At 60.3% G+C, this 18,065-nt stretch carries 14 protein-coding genes and 1 tRNA gene; 9 read left to right on the top strand and 6 right to left on the bottom strand.

Translation table 11 applies throughout. From position 1 onward, the window contains the following. Positions 1-5: 5 nt before the first annotated feature. Entirely contained in the window at positions 6-230 is a 225-nt protein-coding gene (locus JNB85_RS18150) for a sulfurtransferase TusA family protein (RefSeq protein ID WP_220335708.1), read from the top strand. Positions 231-242: 12 nt separating this feature from the next. Here the strand turns inward: JNB85_RS18150 and JNB85_RS18145 are convergent, their stop codons facing one another. Together JNB85_RS18145 and JNB85_RS18140 are read right to left on the bottom strand one after the other, a co-directional pair. Beyond that, complete coding sequence (locus JNB85_RS18145) at positions 243-1,394, bottom strand: CobW family GTP-binding protein (RefSeq protein WP_220335707.1); 1,152 nt, start codon at positions 1,392-1,394, stop codon at positions 243-245. Positions 1,395-1,403: 9 nt separating this feature from the next. Further along, the gene (locus tag JNB85_RS18140; protein ID WP_220335706.1) at positions 1,404-2,546 is read right to left on the bottom strand and encodes a D-alanyl-D-alanine carboxypeptidase family protein; all 1,143 of its coding nucleotides are present in this window, start codon (positions 2,544-2,546) and stop codon (positions 1,404-1,406) included. 155 nt (positions 2,547-2,701) lie between these two features. Here JNB85_RS18140 and JNB85_RS18135 point away from each other — a divergent pair, with 155 nt between their 5' ends. Then, positions 2,702-3,865 (top strand): M20 aminoacylase family protein, encoded by a 1,164-nt coding sequence (locus JNB85_RS18135; protein WP_220335705.1) that lies wholly within the window; start codon positions 2,702-2,704, stop codon positions 3,863-3,865. 72 nt (positions 3,866-3,937) lie between these two features. Further along, a tRNA-Arg gene (locus JNB85_RS18130) sits at positions 3,938-4,014 on the top strand. 8 nt (positions 4,015-4,022) lie between these two features. Here the strand turns inward: JNB85_RS18130 and JNB85_RS18125 are convergent. Further along, on the bottom strand, positions 4,023-4,529 hold the full coding sequence (locus JNB85_RS18125) for a DUF2937 family protein (protein WP_220335704.1): 507 nt from the start codon (positions 4,527-4,529) through the stop codon (positions 4,023-4,025). A gap of 144 nt (positions 4,530-4,673) precedes the next feature. Between JNB85_RS18125 and JNB85_RS18120 the strand changes: the two genes are divergently transcribed. Further along, positions 4,674-4,922, top strand: coding sequence for a hypothetical protein (locus JNB85_RS18120; protein ID WP_220335703.1), 249 nt, complete (start codon positions 4,674-4,676; stop codon positions 4,920-4,922). Between the two features lie 102 nt (positions 4,923-5,024). Next, positions 5,025-5,186, top strand: a complete 162-nt coding sequence (locus JNB85_RS18115; RefSeq protein WP_220335702.1) for a hypothetical protein — start codon at positions 5,025-5,027, stop codon at positions 5,184-5,186. Positions 5,187-5,391: 205 nt separating this feature from the next. On the opposite strand, the gene JNB85_RS18110 is transcribed toward JNB85_RS18115, so the two are convergent. Together JNB85_RS18110 and JNB85_RS18105 are read right to left on the bottom strand one after the other, a co-directional pair. Beyond that, the gene (locus JNB85_RS18110; RefSeq protein ID WP_183828664.1) at positions 5,392-5,682 is read right to left on the bottom strand and encodes a BON domain-containing protein; all 291 of its coding nucleotides are present in this window, start codon (positions 5,680-5,682) and stop codon (positions 5,392-5,394) included. Positions 5,683-5,738: 56 nt separating this feature from the next. Continuing rightward, on the bottom strand, positions 5,739-6,386 hold the full coding sequence (locus JNB85_RS18105) for a hypothetical protein (protein WP_220335701.1): 648 nt from the start codon (positions 6,384-6,386) through the stop codon (positions 5,739-5,741). Positions 6,387-6,763: 377 nt separating this feature from the next. On the opposite strand from JNB85_RS18105, the gene dxr reads away from it, so the two are divergent. Continuing rightward, the gene (dxr, locus tag JNB85_RS18100) at positions 6,764-7,939 is read left to right on the top strand and encodes a 1-deoxy-D-xylulose-5-phosphate reductoisomerase (protein WP_220335786.1); all 1,176 of its coding nucleotides are present in this window, start codon (positions 6,764-6,766) and stop codon (positions 7,937-7,939) included. 33 nt (positions 7,940-7,972) lie between these two features. Here dxr and hemA read toward each other — a convergent pair whose 3' ends face one another. Continuing rightward, positions 7,973-9,187: a 5-aminolevulinate synthase gene (gene hemA / locus JNB85_RS18095; RefSeq protein ID WP_220335700.1), complete on the bottom strand. Its 1,215-nt coding sequence runs from the start codon at positions 9,185-9,187 to the stop codon at positions 7,973-7,975. Positions 9,188-9,518: 331 nt separating this feature from the next. Here hemA and JNB85_RS18090 point away from each other — a divergent pair, with 331 nt between their 5' ends. From JNB85_RS18090 to JNB85_RS18080, 3 genes are all read left to right on the top strand, one after another. Beyond that, complete coding sequence (locus tag JNB85_RS18090) at positions 9,519-9,773, top strand: YMGG-like glycine zipper-containing protein (protein WP_183749516.1); 255 nt, start codon at positions 9,519-9,521, stop codon at positions 9,771-9,773. A 173-nt stretch (positions 9,774-9,946) separates the two neighbouring features. Beyond that, on the top strand, positions 9,947-11,872 hold the full coding sequence (locus JNB85_RS18085) for an autotransporter assembly complex protein TamA (RefSeq protein ID WP_220335699.1): 1,926 nt from the start codon (positions 9,947-9,949) through the stop codon (positions 11,870-11,872). 78 nt (positions 11,873-11,950) lie between these two features. Next, entirely contained in the window at positions 11,951-18,055 is a 6,105-nt protein-coding gene (locus JNB85_RS18080; RefSeq protein WP_220335785.1) for a translocation/assembly module TamB domain-containing protein, read from the top strand. The last annotated feature ends 10 nt before the right edge of the window (positions 18,056-18,065 follow it).

The following is an 18,065-nucleotide window of genomic DNA, read 5'->3' as shown; positions in this document are numbered from 1 at the left end:
TCGGCTTGGACGCCGTTCTCTACGATCTGCGCGGGCTGAAATGCCCGCTTCCCGTTATCAAGACGCGTAAGAAGCTGACGTCTATGCCGAGCGGCGCAACGATCCTCGTCGATACCAGCGATCCGCTTGCCGTCATCGACATCCCGCATTTCTGCAATGAAGACGGCCACGAGCTTATCAGCACGGAAAAGACCGAGCGCGGCCACCGTTTCCTGATCCGTAAGGGATAAGGTCTTTCGCAGCTAAATACGCATCCCCGGAATAGCGAGCGGATTGTCGCTGAGTGCAGTCCGATCCGGCGTATCGATCCGCGGCTTGCCCACGAACGCATCGAAAAGATCCTTCACGAAAGCCTCCGGCAGATCCTTCGTGATCAGCACCATACGTGTGCGCCGGTCTTCGGGATCCGGCCAGGCTGGAAGCCGCACCGGCGGATGAAAGATGCTCTGAACGCCATGTAACACCAGCGGTCGCTCCGGCCGGTCGGACGTTGCGATGATCGCCTTCATGCGCAAGAGCTTTTCCCCATGCGCAGAACGCAGGAGATCGATGAACATTTCGAGCGCCATCGGATCGATAGGCTTCTCCTCGATGATCGAGAAGGAGCGGATCGAAGCATCGTGACGGTTTACATCATGTGGGTCCTGATGTTCATGGCCGTGATGGTGGTGATGCCCATGATCATGATCGTGGCCATGGTCGTGATGATGGTGCCCCTCGTGCTCATGCTCATCATGCAGCCAACGGCGGACATCGGCGATTTTTGTGCCGGGATCATAAAGCCCGTTGACGAAAATACGCGCCGAGCCTGCCTGATCGCTGTCGGCATCCATGATGGCGGCGCGCGGGTTGAGGCCATGCAGGCGTGCCGTCAGCGCATCCGTGTCGCCGGCTATGCTCTTCTTCGAAACGATCAGCCGATCGGCAACAGCCACCTGTTTGCGCGCCTCTTCGTGATTGTCGAGGGTCTGCAGGCCATTCACGGCATCGACAACAGTGACCACACCATCTAGCTCGAAATTCTGCGCGATGACAGGATTGCCCATGATCGCCTGCATGACAGGAGCCGGGTCGGCAAGGCCGGTGGTTTCGATGACCACGCGTCTGACCGGCTTCACGCGTCCCGTCTGCACCGCATCCATCAGGTTCGCCAGCGTATCGACCAGTTCCCCGCGCACAGTGCAGCAGAGGCAGCCATCGGAGAGTTCGATTATGGAATCGCCGGAGCTTTCGACCAGCAGATGGTCGATGCCGACATCGCCGAATTCATTGATGATGACGGCTGCATCCTTCATAGCGGGATCTTTGAGGATCCGGTTCAGGAGGGTCGATTTACCGGCACCGAGAAAGCCGGTCAGGATGGTGACCGGAATCTTGTGGCTAAGCGTGCTCATGATTTTTCCTTAGAAGGATGCCGGCCGCGGAAGCGGTACCGGCACATTTGCGAGCGCTTCCACAGCATCGCCCTTGGCCGATTTGTCGGACTTGTCATTCTGGGCCACTGGCTGCGTATCCTGGCCCGGAATGAGGCCCGCGAACACGAATTGCGGCTCATGATCCATCTCGTGGATATAGGGTGACTGCACCTTCATGCGGCCAACCTCGTCACGCGTTTCGCTACGCACTTTTGCGCCCTTTGCGCTGCAGATATCGGCCGTGATGTCACTCACCTGGTCCTGCCCGGGGCCGTAAGGCTTCAGCGAGCCCAGCGTGTCGTTCGCCGCAAACTGCGTGGTAAAGCCCTTCTGGAGCAGGTTTGCGGTGGCGTCAGCGCGGGCCGCCAGGCTGTCGGTGCCGAGAACGACCGACACCAGCGTACGGCCGTTACGCGTCGCAGAACCGATCTGATTGAAGCCAGACGCGCAGATGAAGCCGGTCTTCATGCCATCGGCGCCGGCAAAGCGACCGATCAGCATGTTGATGTTCGGGACGTTCTGCTTGCCGTTCGTAAAACCTTCCAGCGAGAAATAGCCGGCATATTGCGGGAAGTCGCGGCGCAGCGCCACCGTCAGAATCGCAAGGTCGCGGGCCGTCGTATATTGTCCGTTGCCCGGCAGGCCGTTCGGATTGACGAAATGCGAATCCGTCATACCGAGCTTCGCCGCCTCGGAATTCATGCGCACGACGAAAGCTTCCTGGGTGCCGCCGACAGCTTCCGCAACGGCAACGGCGATGTCATTGGCCGACTTCACCATCAGGATTTTCAACGCGCTGTCGAGCGTGAATTTCTGGCCCGGCTTGAAACCCATCTTAGCCGGCGGCGCGGACGCGGCCCGCTTGCTCATGACAACGGGGGTGTCGAGACTGATCTGGCCGGAGCGGATCGCATCGAAAACCGTATAGACGGTCATCAGCTTGGTGAGCGAAGCCGGATACCACTTGCGGAAGGCTTCTTCATGCTCCAGCACGCGGCCGGTCTGCACGTCGACGAGAATATGCGGATTGGCGTGAGCAAGTGTAACGGACGAGACAAGAACCGTTGTTGCTGTCGCTACAAAAGAAAAGGGCCGCAAAGCGGCGAACAAACGATCGTGGCGCGTCGACAAGTGCTCGTCCTTCAGGGAATTATCTCGAAACCTTCCCCTATTTACCCTATATGGCTATGACATGGCAAAGGTCATTGACTAAGTTATTTCCAAGGCATCACGCCCTGTGATGCTTTCAGACAGGCCCCACGCATTTCATTCACAGGAAGCCAAGAATGCCGATTCTGAATAGAGCCGCCGAACTTCAGGACGAAGTCGCAGAGTGGCGCCGCCACATCCATGCCCGGCCGGAACTTCTCTTTGCAGTCGAAAACACGGCTGCCTTTGTGGTTGAAAAGCTGAAGGAATTCGGCGTCGATGAAATCGTCACCGGCATCGGCCGCACCGGCGTCGTCGGCCTCATCAAGGGCAGGGGCGAAGGCAGCCGCACGGTAGGCCTGCGCGCCGATATGGATGCCCTGCCGCTCACCGAAATCACTGGCAAACCTTGGGCATCGAAAACACCTGGCAAGATGCACGCCTGCGGTCATGATGGCCATACGGCCATGCTGCTGGGTGCAGCGAAGTACCTCGCAGAGACCCGCAACTTCAATGGTAATGTCGCTGTGATCTTTCAGCCCGCCGAAGAAGGCGGCGGCGGCGGCAACCTGATGGTCAAGGACGGCATGATGGAGCGCTTCGGCATCGACGAGGTCTACGGCATGCACAATCTCCCGGGTCTGCCCGTCGGCCAGTTCGCCACCCGCAAAGGTCCCATCATGGCGGCAACCGACGAGTTCACCGTCACCATCAAGGGCCGCGGCGGCCATGCGGCCCAGCCGCACCGTACGATCGACCCGATCGCCATTGGCGCACAGATCGTCACAAACCTGCAACTGATCGCCTCGCGCAGCGTCAATCCGCTGCGCTCGGTCGTGGTCTCCGTCACCAAGTTCAATGCCGGCTTCGCCCATAACGTCATACCCAATGACGCAACCTTCGCCGGCACGATCCGCACGCTGGATGACGAGGTGCGTGCCCAGGCCGAAGCACGCCTTCGCCAAGTGGTCGAAGGCATCTGCGCCGCCCATGGCGCTGAAGCCGATATCAACTTCCACCGCAACTACCCCGTCACCTTCAACCATGCGGATGAAACGGAACACGCCGTCGCCATCGCCGGCGACATAGCCGGCGAAGCCAACGTCAATCCTGAGGTCGATCCGATGATGGGCGGCGAGGATTTCTCCTACATGCTGAACGCCCGCCCCGGCGCCTTCATCTTCATCGGCAACGGCGACACCGCCGGTCTGCATAACCCCGCCTACGATTTCAACGACGATGCAATCGCCCACGGTATTTCCTACTGGGTGCGCCTTGCCGAACAGCGCCTCGGCGCCTGAGATGAAACGACATTAGAAACACTGAAAAGGCTTGGCTTCCTGCCAAGCCTTTTGTATGCATGGCATCCAAGTGGTCCCGTAGCTCAGCAGGATAGAGCACCAGATTCCTAATCTGGGGGTCACGCGTTCGAATCGCGTCGGGATCACCATTATTTCGTCAATAACTTGGTCGCCACCGCACTGCGCGTTTTGCGCCAGCCCCGAACAGCACGGCGACGATCCATCCGCCGACCAGCCCGATTGCAGCCCAAACAAAGCCCGCGAAGCTGACGGGGACTCCCGGCACGAAGTCGCGCCATGTATTGGCAAGAATCCCCTCGTCGGCATTGCGCATGAGAATGAAGGGCCTTGCGATCGGCGCGGCGACACCGAGATCCGATTGCTGGGTGACGAGACGCTCATAGCGCTCCAGCGTACCGCGCATCGAAAGGCCGCGATCGCGCAGGAAATCGTCGGTAGAACGGGCATAGACCTCGAGTGCCTGCTGACGATCGAGATGATGGTTGGCCGCCTGTTTCGTGAAGTCGTCGACGATGATCCTGAGCTCATCGATCGCCCCGCCGATGCGCTGGCGATATTGCTGGGCGAATTCCGGCGCCTGCGAGAAAAGCATGCCGCCGGCAAGCCCGACGGCCAGTGTAACGGCCCTTCCGATTTGTCCCATTACGATGTCTCCGGCTGCTTCGACACGAGAACGATTTCGGGCGGGCAAAGGTTGCCATCGACATAATTGGTAACGCTATGTGATTGAACTGACTGCGCTTCGTTCGAGTTCCTCTCCTGACGAACTTAGAAAGGAAGGCTAGTCATGAAGAATATCGTCATCGCTTCCGCATGTGTTGCGGGTACCATTCTTGCAAGTGCTCTTACCGCCCAGGCGGCCAGTGTAACCATCACAACCGACAACGACGGATACGGATATCACCGCATGATGGAGCGCCCTTACTACCGCCGCCACCTGCCGCCGCGTCGCGTTTCGCATGATTGTTTTACCCGCACGGAACGCTTCCATAGGCACGGCCATATCGTGATCGAAAAGACCCGTGTCTGCCGCTAAGGCATGAAGACCTTGGCTGGAGACCAGCCAGGTTTGCTGTTCTGAGCATGAGGAACTTCGGAATTTCACTCGCGTTTTAACGGAAAAATAGGAGTGTCCGTCATGCGTATTCGAATGACCCTGCTTGCAATTGGCTGTGCAATCGCCGGCGCTCTGCTGCTCGCCATCAGCTACCAGCCGCAAGGTTCTGTCACGACGCCGAAGACCGATCGGCTTGTCGGTGAAAAAGCCCCCGCCGATTTCCTGACCGAGCGCTTCGGCTGATCAGCTGAGCCATGGCTTGAAGCCCTTGCGTGCGTAGGGAGCCGGAAGCGCAGCTCCATCGGAGATTACAGCAGACGATGGAATGGGCGCGGCTTTCGCCCGAGCCACCGCCGTCTGCCTCCAATAAGGACCGATCTGCAGCCCCGACATTGATGGAGCCGATGCCGTTATACGGAATACGAGAAGTAGAATGTTCGGTTGGTGACTAATGCCGAACGTCGCTCATCGAACCCGCAAGCAAAATACGGTTTCGAACCGTGTGTACGCCTTCAACTGCTCTGGCGATGACAGTTGCCCGCTCGATTTCATCGACTGTACCGACACTGCCGCTCAAAACGATCTCGTCGCCTTCGGCCGTAACCTCGACATCGGCGGCATCGATACCACCGGCGACAGCCAGCGCATTTGCAACCGCAGCTTCCAACGTCGCGCGATTGGCATATTCGGCCTCAGCTTCTGGCTGATGGCCATGAAATGTTTGTTCCTTGAAGACCATCGTTCTGTCCTCCTTGCTGGTGGGAAGAAACGCGTCTGAGGGGGCTTTGGTTTCGCTTACCAGTGAAGCTGATAATTCAAATTGACATTTCCCGTCCGCCCGGTCGAAAGCGGATCGGACACGGACGCGCTCAGTCCGAGATTGGGTAGGATATTCTGGTTGACGCCAACGGTGCTGGAAAAATCGCCATCGGTATCGCTGATGCTGCTGCCGGCAGAGATCGACGTGCCGGTCCACGGATAGATCAGCTTGACCGCCTGCGAAGCCGACACCGTCGCCTGCCGCGCATCGACCGCGTTGTAACCGAGACTTACCGTGCGTGTCGTCTGCAAGTCGAGCGAGTCGGAGAGTATCCAGCTGCGCGAGCGGCTAAGCATAAGCGCACCGCTGCCGCGCAACGTGTCGACCTGCAGCGTCACATCCTGCTGCGCACGGCTGGCCGGCGTAACGCTAACCTTCTGCAGCTTGCCCCAGAGCATCGCCTGGCCGGAATCCGGCAGAGGTGCGCCGTTCTTGTTCGAGGCAAGCGCGAGATCTGCGCCGGCGCTCGTCTCCCATTCCATCGGCAGGCGAAACCCGACCGTCGTTTTGTAGGAACGGGCGGACACCTTCACCGGCGACCAGATCACCAGATCATCCGCAAATACCGGATCAGCCAGAGGCAGAAGGGCAAAAACAAAGCATGCAATCTTTATTTTCGTCATAATGTCGCACCGTTTGAACTTGCACATCGATCGCGCACCGACAGGCACAGAGCGGACGTGGAAGCGCTCGCGTCGAACGCAATGAAGGACGGCGCATGCACGCAGTCCCCGTTCCATCTTCGGTTTTGGTTTGGCCCGCGGCCGGTGGCGCAAATTGCCGGTTGCTCGTCGGACGCATCAGCGCCCAGCGGATTTGCCTTTCGACCGTAACCGGCCTCAGCAAATAATCATCCCCGTGAGGAATGTTATCAGGATCACACTGTGGCGGAGCTATGTAAACCCCTCTGGAGTTGAAATTTGCTGCATCGCACACTTGCTGCCACTTCCGATCCCCTGTAGAGCCGATGCCGGATATGCAATTTCTTGCGAAATCGACTCTGATGACGAGCATGATTGCGCCTCGGCGCCTTAGTATCTTCGGTTCTACCGGCTCGATCGGCCAAAATACGCTCAATGTAATCGATCATCTGGGCGGCCGAGAAAATTTTGAAATCTCCGTCCTGACCGGCAACGGCAATGTCGAATTGCTGGCGCAGCAGGCAAGATCATCAGGCGCACGCCTTGCCGTCATCGCCGATGGCCGGCATTACGAATCACTGAAGAGCGAACTTTCGGGCAGCGGCACCGCGGTCGCTGCCGGCAAATCCGGCATGATGGAGGCAGCAGACTGCGAGGCCGACTGGGTGATGGCAGCTATCGTCGGCACGGCCGGTCTTGCTCCTACGCTTGCCGCGGCGCGCCGCGGTGCCGATATCGCGCTCGCCAACAAGGAATGTCTCGTCTCGGCAGGCGATCTTTTCATCGAGTCGGTGAAAAAAGGCGGCGGCAAGCTCTTGCCCGTCGATAGCGAACATAATGCGATCTTTCAGGTGCTGGAGGAAAACCAGCGCCATGCCGTTGAACGTATCATTCTGACGGCATCAGGCGGTCCGTTCCGCACATCCTCGCTGGAGGAAATGGCCGATGTCACGGTGGAAACCGCACGCGCCCATCCGAGGTGGTCGATGGGCCTGAAGATTTCCATCGATAGTGCGTCGCTGTTCAACAAGGCGCTGGAGATGATCGAGGCGAAGCACCTTTTCGGCCTGCGCCCCCAGCAGGTGGAGGTGATTGTCCATCCGCAATCGGTCATCCATTCGATGGTCGGCTATACGGATGGCTCGGTGCTGGCTCAGCTCGGCGCACCGGATATGCGCACCGCAATCGGCTATGCCCTTTCCCACCCGCGCCGGGCGAACCTGCCGATCGAGCGGCTGGATTTCGCCAAGCTCGCGCGGCTGGATTTCGAGGCGCCCGATGAAAAACGTTTCCCAGCTTTGCGGCTCGCCCGGCTGGCGATGACGCGCGGCGGCGTACAGGGCGCGGTGCTCAACGGCGCCAAGGAAGTCGCGCTCGAAGCCTTTATCGAGGGCCGCCTGCCCTTCCTCGCCATGGCCGAGATTACTGAGAAAGTGATGGACGATCTCATTGATCTGCCGGCGGCCGCGACGATGGACGATGTCTTTGCCGCAGATAAGGAAGCCCGGCAGCGGGCTGCCGGGCTCATCCGATAAAGAAATTTTCCTGAGAAATCAGTCGACGTGACATCAGGCGACGTGACGGGCAAGCGCGCAGCGCGACCAGAGCGAATGCAGCGCGCCGACGAGGTGCTCGATATCCGCATCCGAATGCAGCGGCGTCGGCGTGATGCGCAGGCGCTCGGTTTTCTTCGGCACCGTCGGGTAGTTGATCGGCTGCACATAGACGCCGAAATTGTCGAGCAGCAGGTCCGAGATCCACTTGCACTTGGCGGCATCGCCGACCATGACCGGCACGATATGGCTTGGGTTGGGCATGTGCGGAATGCCCTGCTGGTCAAGCAGCGTGCGCAACTTTCGCACACGGTCCTGATGACGAGCCCGCTCGAATGGGCTTGCCTTCAGATGCCGGATCGACGCGACCGAACCGGCAGCGAGGGCCGGCGGCAGCGACGTCGTGAAGATGAAGCCCGATGCAAAAGAGCGGATGAAATCGCAGAGCGCCGCGGAAGCTGCGATATAACCGCCCATGACGCCAAAAGCCTTTGCAAGCGTGCCTTCGATGACGGTGACGCGGTCCATCAGGCCTTCGCGCTCGGCAATGCCGCCGCCGCGTGGGCCATACATACCAACGGCATGCACTTCATCGAGATAAGTCATGGCGCCATACTTGTCGGCAAGATCGCAGATTTCCTTGATTGGCGCGATATCGCCGTCCATCGAGTAGACGGATTCAAAGGCGATAAGCTTCGGCGCCTTGGGATCGGCAGCGGCCAGCTTGGCCTCGAGGTCGGCCACGTCATTGTGCTTCCAGATGACCTTCTCGCACTTGGCGTAGCGAATACCCTCGATCATCGAGGCATGGTTGAAAGCATCGGAGAAAATGATGAGGCCGGGGATCCTGGCGCCGAGCGTGCCAAGCGCTGCCCAGTTGGAAACGTAGCCTGACGTGAAGGTCAGCGCGGCTTCCTTGCCGTGCAGATCGGCGAGCTCCTGCTCGAGCAGAACATGGTAGTGGTTGGTGCCAGAGATATTCCGGGTGCCTCCCGCACCCGCGCCACAGTGATCGATGGCTTCCTTCATCGCCTCGATCACCTTGGGGTGCTGGCCCATCCCGAGATAATCGTTGGAGCACCAGACGGTCACTTCCTGTTCGCCGTTCGTCGTGTGGCGCGTCGCACGCGGAAAGTTACCGCGATGGCGTTCCAGATCGGCAAAAACGCGGTAGCGGCCTTCAGCGTGAAGCCCATCCAGCTCGTTTTTGAAAAACGCTTCGAAATCCATCATATGCTCCAGTTCGTACGGCTGTTTCTTGCTGAGACGACAACCGGACGTCAACCCTTACGTCACTGATTTAACATCAACTGCGGCAAAAGGCGCCGACTTTTGAACGATTCCAGATAAAAATATGCGAGACGTGATCTGGGAAATTGATCGGCGTCAATTCCGGCGAAAAATCCGCTTTTAATCGTGGAAAGAAACCCGCGCCTTACGAAAAAAGCTCGGCGGTAGTGGACAAGCCTTTCTTGCGACATAGTTTCCGGGCTAGCCTGACAAAAAACAGGTTAGGGACGACATCCGCCCGCTGGGGCGCCAAAAACCTCGGAGAGAAGAGATGAAAAAAATCCTCGTACTCGCATTGGTCGGCCTTTCGATCGCAAGCTGCACGCCCACACAACAAGGTGCCGGTATCGGCGCGGCGTCGGGCGCCATCATCGGCGGCGCAGTCACCGGCAATGTGCGCGGCGCGGCAGTCGGTGCGGCGATCGGTGGCGTTTCGGGTGCGTTGATAGGCAGGGTCGCAGAGCAGCCCGGTCAATGCTATTACCGAGACCAGTATGGTCGCCGCTACATCGACGATTGCCGCTGATATCTGCAATCAGAATGGAAAAAATGGGAATCCCGGACCCACGTCCGGGATTTTTTTGTACTAAATTAGTGCGCCAGCAGATTAAATTGGTACACGTGGCGCGATTTTGTCGCTAAGCTTGCTATCGGCTGGGCAACGCAGAGCTTGATTTTAATGTAACCCAAAAGCGGCGGATGCGGATTAGAGGGACGGGCCTGAAAACTGGTATTGCGTATCGAGCAGGCGCCGTGATGGTGGTCGCAGCTGCGGCTGCGTTTTCACCCGTCCTCGCGGGCAACGCTTACGCATTCAAGCTTTTTGGCATCACCATATTCGGCAAGGACGAGGACGAGAACCTGCAGGTGCCCGATCCTGTGCGCTATGACGTGGACCTGGAAACTGGAACGGCAGATAGCGACCTCAAAGAGGCGCTGGAGAAAAGCTCTCGTCTTGTCGGCGATAAGAACGGTCCGGTTTCGGGGGATCTAGGCGTCGTCGTAAAAGCCCGCGACGACCGCGACAGGCTGATCGCGACACTCTACGAAAAGGCGCGCTACGGCGGTGTGGTGACGATCACCATCGACGGCCGCAACATAGACGATCTGCCGCCGAACCCGACTTTTGACCGCTCAAAGCCCGTCCCGGTCAAAGTGGATATAGCCCCTGGCCCGGTCTTCACCGTGAATGAAGTGCAATTCGGCGGCGATGCTGCCCACCGCAATCCCGCCGATTACGATCTGGCGCCCGGCGAGCAGGCTGGTTCGCTGGCCATCATCAAGGCCGGCGATACAATCGTCGACCAGTTGAAGAGCGAAGGAAGGCCCTTTGCCAAACTGACCGAACGGCGCGTGGTCGCCGACCACAGCAAGAATACCGTCGATATCGTTCTCGCTGCCGAAGGTGGTCCGGTTGCACCGATCGGCGACGTCGGCGTGACTGGCGAGGAAAGGGTAAAGCCGGAATTCATCCAGCGCTACTCCCGCCTGCGAAAGGGCGAAGCCTATTCGCCCGTAGCGCTGAGGAAGGCGGGCGAGCGCCTGCGCGCGCTTGGCGTGTTCTCCAGCGTGACGATCCACGAGGGTGACGCACTGGCCTCCGACGGGACCTTGCCCATGACGATTGAAGTTTCCGAAGGTAAGCGGCGCTACCTCGGCATCGGCGCACAATATTCGACGATCGACGGTTTCGGCGTCAACGGCTACTGGGGCCATCGCAACCTGTTCGGGGGGGCCGAATCGCTGCGCATCGAAGGCGCCGTTTCGCGCCTCGGCGAAGCGTCCGACCTCGGCGATCTCGATTACTCCGCCGGCATCCTCTTCACGAAACCGGCTTTCATCCATCCGTCCGCCACCTTGAAGGCCGGCATCGTCGCGAAGACGGAAAATCCGGATGCCTATAACGCCAAGCTTGTCACTGCCTCGCTCGGCCTCTCCTATGAATTGACGGATCAGGACACTATTTCCGCAGCCGGCGAGGTGAGCTTCGAGAATGACGACGATGCCTTCGGCAACAACAACTATCTGACCTTCACGCTGCCGATCACCTACGATCGCGACGCCCGCGACGACAAATACAATCCGACAGGGGGCTATCACGCCACGCTGTCGGCGAAACCGGGCTATGAGTTCATGAACGGCACGGTCTATTCGGCTTTCCAGGGCTCGATATCAGGCTATCTCGGTCTCGGTGCCGAAGACGGCATCGTCCTGGCCGGCAAGCTCGCAGCCGGCACGCTGATCGGCGGCGGCGGTGTCGAGAATATTCCCGCCACCCAGCGTTTCTTTGCCGGCGGCGGCGGCTCCGTGCGCGGTTACGGTTATCAGGAGATTTCGCCCTATAACGAAAACGATGACGCGACCGGCGGCCGCTCCTACGTGACCGGCTCCTTCGAGGCGCGCATCAAGATCACCGACACGATCGGCATCGTGCCTTTTATCGATGTCGGCACGGTTTCGGACGGCATCGCACCTGATTTTTCCGATATCAGAGCCGGTGCGGGCGCCGGTATCCGCTATGCAACGCCTTTCGGCCCGCTCCGGCTTGATTTTGCCGTACCGCTGAACAAGTACGATGGTGGGACGGATTATGGAATTTATGCCGGCATAGGCCAGTCGTTCTAGGCCAGTTATCAGCAATGCCGATTTCGCAGTGTTTTCCGGCCTGTGAGCTGTCATGAAAACGGGATAGTGTCCGCTCTTATGCAAATGTTGGCGAAAATCATGAACTGGATGATGCGGCTCGTCGGCTACGGCCTCGGCGCGGCGATCATCCTTGCCGTCATTGCTTTGGCGATCTTCGGCTTCACCTCCTTCGGCGCCCGTATCATCACCGAAAACGTCGCCTCCGCGCTTTCCAACCGCGATATGACGATATCGGTGCGCGAACCCGAGGGCCTGCTCACCGGCGGGTTGCGTGCAGCCGAGATCACCCTGTCGGACACGCGTGGCACATTTGCCGAAATCCGCGGCATCTCCGTCGACTGGAATCCCCTGGCGCTGTTGACCGGCACCTTCCACGCCAAGCAGGTCTCGGTCGCCTCCATCGACGTGCGCCGCCGGCCGGTCCGAACTCTGCCTTCGAGGCCAGCGACTCCAGAGCAAGAAAGCGGCGGGGGCTTCCGGCTGCCGCTCAAGATCGATATCGAGCACATTGCCCTGCCGGATATCGCGCTTGGAGCACCTCTGACCGGCCGCGCGTTCTCGCTTGCGGCCACCGGTAACCTCAGAGCCGATGGTGACGGCGGTGAAGGGGTTGTCAACGTCAACCGCCACCAGGTTCCCGACGCAAAGCTCTCCGCCGATGTCGCCTTCACCCCGGCAAACAGCCGCCTGCGACTGAACGCCCGGCTTGCCGAACCGCAGGGCGGCCTGCTCGCTGGCTTTCTCGGCCTGCCCGGCAGCCCGGCCGTCAATATCGCGCTCAACGGCGAAGGTCCGATCTCAGACTGGAACGGCAAGCTGCAGGCTGCCCTCGATGGCCAGCAACGCGCCTCCCTGGAAGGCAAGCACGCGATCACGCCCGACGGCCTGCATCATCTCGATCTCAAGGGCGGCGGCGATGTGAGCTCTCTGCTTCCCATGGCATTCCGGCCGCTTTTTGCAGGCCAGACGAATGTCGATGTATCCGCGACCTTCAACGATCGCGGCAAGATCGATATTCAGACCGGCAATCTCGCGACCGGCAGCGTCGTCATCGCCGCGTCCGGTACGCTCGATCCTGCCGGCAATAACAGCCTGAATGCCAATGTGCTCGGCACCTCGGGCCCAGTCGATTTCCGCTGGCCGCTTGCCGATGGCGAAGCGCGCTTCATGATTTCAGGCCTCAATCTGGCGATGACCGGACAGGCGCAGGCTGTACGCATCAATGCCAGCGGATCGCTGGATTCAGTCACGATGCCGCAGGCCGATATCGGCAACATCAAGCTCACGGCCAAGAGCGATGCTTTCAATCTCGCCAACAGTGCCGGCGATATCCAGTTGCGCCTCGTAGCGGGTGACGCGACATTCACCGAGCCCAACCTCAGCCGCGCGGTTCAGGGACCGATTACGCTCGTCGCTCCGCTTCAGATTTCACGAAACGGCATCGGCTTCAACGGTACGACGATCGAAAGCGCCAATATCGGCGCCGATCTCAACGGCTCCTATCGCCTGGCTGACAACGCATTGACCGGCAATGCCAAATTGACCGTCCGGCCCGCCGCCCTGCCGCCGGCTATCGCCGGAAAGTTCGACGCGCCGATCGATGTCGAAACCCAGGTTGGCGGCACGATCCCCTCCAAGGTGACGCTGTCGAACATCACGATCAAATCCCCGACCATCGAGGCAGGCGGCAACGTCGCGCTCGATGATGACGTGCTGACGGCCGATCTCGCCGGCAAGCTACCCGATATCGGCAAGCTGCTGCCAGGCACGAGCGGGGAAGCGGATTATAGCGTCAAGGCAAGCGGCACACTTCCGGCCCTTGCACTTACCGCCAATGTGAAAGCCGCCAGCCTGCAAATGGCCGATCGCAAGGTCGGCAATCTCAACATCGATCTGACAGGCTCCGCCGATCCTGCTGCTCCGCATGGCCAGATTGCGGCGACCGGCACGATCGACGGCCAGACGATCGGCATCAATGGGGACGTCAAATCCGAGAAGGGGATCATCTCTATCCCCGCGCTGACAGCCGATATCGGCAGCAATCGCCTGGCGGGCAACCTCACGCTTTCGTCAGACATGATGCCGGCTGGTGCGCTGACCTTCGACTTCCCTGATATCAGCCTGCTTGCCGCTCTCGGCGGCCAGAAGGCGGAAGGCGACCTCAAGGGTTCAGTCGACATTACCGGCAATGACGGCAAGATTGCGCTCAAGGTTGCTGCCAACGGCAGCGGCATTCGCCGCGACAGGCTGACGATTGCCAAGCCGACGATCGACGTGACCGTCAGCGATATCAAGGCTTTTGCAGCCAGCGGCACGATAAGGGCCGACGAGTTCGGCGTCGGGACCAATAAGCTCACAGGCATCGCGCTCGATTTCGTCCAGCAGCAAACCCGCACCGACTTCAAATTGGATGCAGGCTATGACGGCAATCCGCTGCAGGCCGCAGGCAGCGTGCAGTCCGCAGGCGGCATGATCGATCTCAGTCTCGACCGCTTCGCCGCCAAGCCGCATAACATTCCGGTCGAACTGGCGTCACCCGCACAGGTCAACATCACCAAGGGAGTTGCCAGCCTGAACGGTCTCACCGTCAAGACTGGCAGCGGCTCGGTATCGGTCACCGGTTCGGCCGGCGAGACGCTGAAGCTCGATGCCGTCATCACCGACCTGCCGGCAAGCCTTGCCAATAGCTTCGTTCCTAATCTTGCCGCTGACGGCACGATTTCCGGTACGGTGAACGTAACCGGGACAGCGGCCGCCCCCGTCGTCAATTTCAAGCTCGACTGGAAGGATGCGGCCACCAGCCATACGAGGGGCGCCGGCATCGCCCCTCTCGGCATCTCGACATCTGGCACCTTCGCCGACAACAAGCTGAACTTCGATGGCGGCATTAGCGGCGCTGACGGTCTTTCCCTGAAGGCGGCAGGCGACGTCGGTCTTGCGGATCCGAACGGCCCGACCCTTGATATCAGCGCCGACATCGTCAGCCTGCCGGCAAAGGTCGCCAATGGCTTTGTTCCCGATCTTGCTGCCGAAGGTACGGTTTCGGGAACGGTCACGGCAACGGGCACGCCCACAGCGCCAGTGGCCGATTTCAAGCTGAACTGGAAAGGCGCCGCGACAAGCCAGACAAAGAGCGCAAGGCTTGCGGGTCTGTCGCTGAACGCATCCGGCAAGTTTGCGGACAACAAGCTCGATTTCGATACGGCGCTCACCGGCAAGGACGGACTATCGCTGAAAGCGCTCGGTAATGTGGCTATTACGGGAGGCACGATCGGCGACATCAAGATCGACGCAAATCTTGCGAATGTTCCAGCCAATATTGCCAACGGTTTCGTGAAGGATCTCGATGCCGGCGGTGTGATTTCCGGCACTGCCTCGGCGTCAGGGACGCCTGCCGCACCGGCTGCGGATTTCAAGCTCAGGTGGCAGGACGCCGCGACACGGCACACCAAGATGGCTGGTCTGACCGGACTGGATCTTGCGGCGACCGGCCGTTTTGCCGACCAGAAGCTCGATTTCGATGTCAACCTCGCCGGACCGAAGGCCCTGTCGCTGAAGGCGACGGGCAATGTCGAGCTTGCTGGGACGGCAGTGCGCAATCTGAAGGTCGATGCCGATCTCGCAAACCTTCCAGCCGGCCTTGCCAACGGCTTCGTTCCCGATCTGGGCGCCGAAGGCACGATTTCCGGCAAGGCGTCGGCCTCCGGCTCGCTGCCCACACCGGCAGTCACCTTCGATCTGGCCTGGGCGAATGCGGGGACCCGCCAGACAAGGAGCAACGGCCTCACTGATCTTTCTGCCAAGGCCACCGGCAAATATGAAAATAACAGGGTCGATTTCGATGCCAATCTCGGCAGCGGCAATGGCGCGCTGCTGAAGGCGAACGGCGGCGTGACGATCGATGGCACCGCCATTCGGGACCTCGCCGTCAACGCCGACATTGCCAGCCTGCCGGCAAACCTCGCCAATGGCTTCGTGCCCGGTCTTGGCGCCGAGGGCATAATCTCCGGCACTGCCGTCACCTCGGGCACACCGACAGAACCGGTGGTCGATTTCAAGCTCGACTGGGCAAACGCAGCAACAAGCCAGACGAAGACTGCCGGCCTCTCAGGCCTCGCAATCGCCGCTTCGGGCAAATATGTCAGCGACCGGCTGGATTTCGATGCCAATCTCAATGGCAAGGGCGTCTCGCTGAAGGCCGCCGGTAATCTTGCGCTCGCTGGCACCACAATCCAGGGCATCGATGCAAAGGCCGATATTGCCAATCTGCCGGCCGCCGTCGCCAATGGCTTCGTTCAGGATCTTGGAGCAGAAGGCACCATCACGGCAACGGCCATTGCATCCGGCACGCTCGCCGCGCCCTCAGCCGATTTCAAAATCGACTGGAAGAACGCCGGAACGAAACACACCAGGACTGCCGGCCTTTCTGGCCTGGCGCTCGCCGCCTCGGGAAAACTCAGCAAGGATCGGCTGGATTTCGATGCCAATCTCAGCGGCGATGGCGGTGTCTCGTTGAAGGCGTCGGGTAATCTCGACATAGCCGGAACGAGTATCAAGGGGGTCAATGCCAAGGCCGATGTCACCAATCTGCCGGCGGCCGTCGCCAATGGCTTCGTTCCGAACCTTGGTGCCGAAGGCGCCATTACGGCGACAGCGACTGCCTCGGGATCGCTCCCCCTTCCCTCGGTCGATTTCAAGGTCGACTGGAAGAACGCCGAAACGAGCCAGACGAAGGGCGCCGGCCTTGCGCCGCTCACCCTCGGCGCCAACGGCAAGCTGACCGACAACAAGCTGACGGTCGATACCAGCCTTGCCGGCGACGGCGGGTTGTCGCTGAAAGGCGGCGGCACTCTTACAATGACAGGCAACCGCGCCATGTCGATGCGCTTCAACGGAAGCCTCCCCTTCGCCGTTCTCGGCGCACAGCTCGCCCAGCAGGGTCTCGTTGCCGAAGGCGTCGCCAATGTAAACCTGGAACTAAGCGGCACGACGACTGCCCCTGTCATCAACGGAACGGTCACCACTGATGGCGCAAAGCTGATCGACGTGCGCCGCAACCTCGCCCTCGAAGGCCTCGGCGCGACCATTACGTTCAACGGCCAGCAGGCCGTCATTTCGCGGCTGAACGGCAGGCTCGCAAGCGGCGGCTCGATCTCGGCGAGCGGTTCGGTTGGCATCAGCGGTACCTTCCCCGCCGATCTTTCCATCCGCCTGGACCGCGCGGTCTATGTCGACGGCACGCTGGTTGTCGCAACGGTCGACGGCACGCTCGGCCTTAAGGGACCGCTGCTTTCCAATCCCACGTTGAACGGCAGGCTTCGCATCGACAAGGCTTCCATCACCGTGCCGGAGAGGCTGCCGACATCGCTGCGTGAAATCGATATCCGCCATATCCATGCGCCGCCCGCCGTGCTCGCCCAGCTCAGGGACAATGCTCAACAGCAGCCCCGGGGAAAATCCTCGACCATCATGCTGGATATCGAGCTCGATGCACCCTCGCAGATTTTCGTGCGCGGCCGTGGCATCGACGCGGAAGTCGGCGGTAATATCACGATCCGCGGCTCGGCTGCCGCGCCCGAAGTTGCTGGTGCCTTCACCATGCGCCGCGGTCGCCTGACGATCCTCAATCGCCGTCTCGATTTCTCCGATCGCAGCCGCATCACATTTGCCGGCGACCTGACGCCCGCCCTCGACTTGGAGGCCACGTCCACGTCAGGTACGACGACGCTCACGGTGGATGTCGCAGGCCTCGCGACCGACCCCGCCATAACCTTCTCCTCGTCGCCTGCCCTGCCGCAGGACGAAGTGCTGGCCCAGCTCATCTTCGGTCAATCCATGTCCAGGCTGTCGCCGGTGCAAATCGCCCAGCTTGCCGATGCGGTCAGCCAGCTCGCCGGCAATCGCTCGACCTCGCTCTTCGAAGGGCTCCGCAACCAGCTCGGCGTTGACGACCTTGACATCAGCACGGACGAAAAGGGCCGGACCAGCGTCAGTGTCGGCCGCTATCTCAACGAACGGACGTATTTCGAGCTGCAGCAGGGCGGAGAAGCCGGCGCGAAGGCCATCATCAATCTGGACGTCGGCCGCGGCGTGAAGCTGCGGGGTGCTGCCGGCGGCAATGGCGCAGGCGAAGCCGGCATCGTCTACGAGCATGAATATTGAGGCCCGCCTG

It is taken from the genome of Rhizobium mesosinicum (genome assembly GCF_019511345.1).
In the GTDB taxonomy this organism is placed as follows: domain Bacteria; phylum Pseudomonadota; class Alphaproteobacteria; order Rhizobiales; family Rhizobiaceae; genus Rhizobium; species Rhizobium mesosinicum.
Note: the sequence above shows the minus strand (reverse complement) of the source record. Positions and strands in the feature narration are given on the sequence as shown.

Bases quoted from the DNA above. Each gene is read 5' to 3' on its own strand.
- JNB85_RS18145 (WP_220335707.1), bottom strand. From the start codon at position 1,394: ATGAGCACGCTTAGCCACAAGATTCCGGTCACCATCCTGACCGGCTTT.
- JNB85_RS18135 (WP_220335705.1), top strand. From the start codon at position 2,702: ATGCCGATTCTGAATAGAGCCGCCGAACTTCAGGACGAAGTCGCAGAG.
- JNB85_RS18125 (WP_220335704.1), bottom strand. From the start codon at position 4,529: ATGGGACAAATCGGAAGGGCCGTTACACTGGCCGTCGGGCTTGCCGGC.
- JNB85_RS18120 (WP_220335703.1), top strand. From the start codon at position 4,674: ATGAAGAATATCGTCATCGCTTCCGCATGTGTTGCGGGTACCATTCTT.
- JNB85_RS18115 (WP_220335702.1), top strand. From the start codon at position 5,025: ATGCGTATTCGAATGACCCTGCTTGCAATTGGCTGTGCAATCGCCGGC.
- JNB85_RS18110 (WP_183828664.1), bottom strand. From the start codon at position 5,682: ATGGTCTTCAAGGAACAAACATTTCATGGCCATCAGCCAGAAGCTGAG.
- JNB85_RS18105 (WP_220335701.1), bottom strand. From the start codon at position 6,386: ATGACGAAAATAAAGATTGCATGCTTTGTTTTTGCCCTTCTGCCTCTG.
- hemA (WP_220335700.1), bottom strand. From the start codon at position 9,187: ATGGATTTCGAAGCGTTTTTCAAAAACGAGCTGGATGGGCTTCACGCT.
- JNB85_RS18090 (WP_183749516.1), top strand. From the start codon at position 9,519: ATGAAAAAAATCCTCGTACTCGCATTGGTCGGCCTTTCGATCGCAAGC.
- JNB85_RS18085 (WP_220335699.1), top strand. From the start codon at position 9,947: ATGCGGATTAGAGGGACGGGCCTGAAAACTGGTATTGCGTATCGAGCA.
- JNB85_RS18080 (WP_220335785.1), top strand. From the start codon at position 11,951: ATGCAAATGTTGGCGAAAATCATGAACTGGATGATGCGGCTCGTCGGC.